The organism is Streptomyces sp. NPDC058985, assembly GCF_042740985.1.
Classification (GTDB): domain Bacteria; phylum Actinomycetota; class Actinomycetes; order Streptomycetales; family Streptomycetaceae; genus Streptomyces.
In genome coordinates this window covers 1-1,118 of the sequence record NZ_JBHYJX010000113.1, presented here as the reverse complement: position 1 = coordinate 1,118, position 1,118 = coordinate 1, and the positions used below count along the sequence as shown (strand labels likewise).

Annotated in this window: 1 protein-coding gene; it reads right to left on the bottom strand. The window is 68.7% G+C overall.

What is annotated here, in order from left to right:
- Window positions 1-1,067: condensation domain-containing protein (locus ACFW01_RS38405; protein WP_384511510.1), on the bottom strand; the 1,067-nt coding region annotated here is incomplete at its 3' end.
- Window positions 1,068-1,118 lie beyond the last annotated feature (51 nt).

The following is a 1,118-nucleotide window of genomic DNA, read 5'->3' as shown; positions in this document are numbered from 1 at the left end:
TCGACCGTGCTCAGCCAGGGCTCCGGACCGCCCTCCAGTGCCGCCTCCAGAGCCGACACCAAGCCCTCCACCGCGGTGCTCAGCGCCCCGGCCACAGCCTCCGGATCCACCGAAGCCACGGCATCCACGACCAGTCCCATCCTGTTCTCGTTGTCATCAACCGACACTGTCAGCGGGTAGTTGGTGCGCGAACGTGTGTAGACGGTCCTGATCCCTGTTTCCTCAACACGTCCCTCTGCACTGCTGTCAGTCCGCTGGCGGGTGCTACCACCCGCGTTGTGCCGGTAGTTGAACAGCGCGGTGAACAGTGGTGTGTCCGCCGCCACTCCGCTGGCCTGCTGTGCCAGGGCCAGCGGTGCGTGCTCGTGTTCCAGCAGTCCCGCAAGCTGTGCACGCATGGCCGTCACCGCGTCCAGCACACCCACACCATCGACCCGTGCCCGCACCGGCAGCGTGTTGATGAACGGGCCCTGCACCCGGTCCGCACCCGCACCCGCGTTCATCCGGCCGAACAGCACCGTGCCGAACACCACGTCCTCACGGCCACTTACCGCCGCCAGCACCCGCGCCCACGCCACATGCAGCACCGTCGCCGGGCTGACTCCCAGCCGCCGCGCCACCACACGCAGCCGGCCCACCAAGCCTTCCTCCAACCGCAGCCGGGTCTGGGCCGTGTCAGAGCCATCGCCCCACGCATCGACGAGTCCGTACGGAGCGGTCGGCTCGCTCACGTCGCTCAGCAGCTCTGTGAAGAAGTGTTCGTGCTCTGAACGCTTCGTACCGCTCCGTGCCTGCGTCACGAAGTCCCGGAACGGCAACGGCTCACCCAGCCGGTCACCACGACCGTCCAGAAATGCCTCCGCCTCCTCCAGAACGGCCTCCAGCGTGGTGTGATCCTGGATCATGTGGTGCATCCGCACCAGACCCAGCCACACCTCACCCCCCGGCGCCCGGGCCACGTGCACATCGATCAACGGCGCCCGGCCCAGATCCATCGACAGACCAGCGGCCTCCAGCAGCCCGGCCACCGGATCCCTCCCGTCCCCCGCCAGGACCACCTCGGTCACCGGGAGCTCCGCCCGGCGCCACACCACCTGCACCGGCTCACCCAGCCCCTG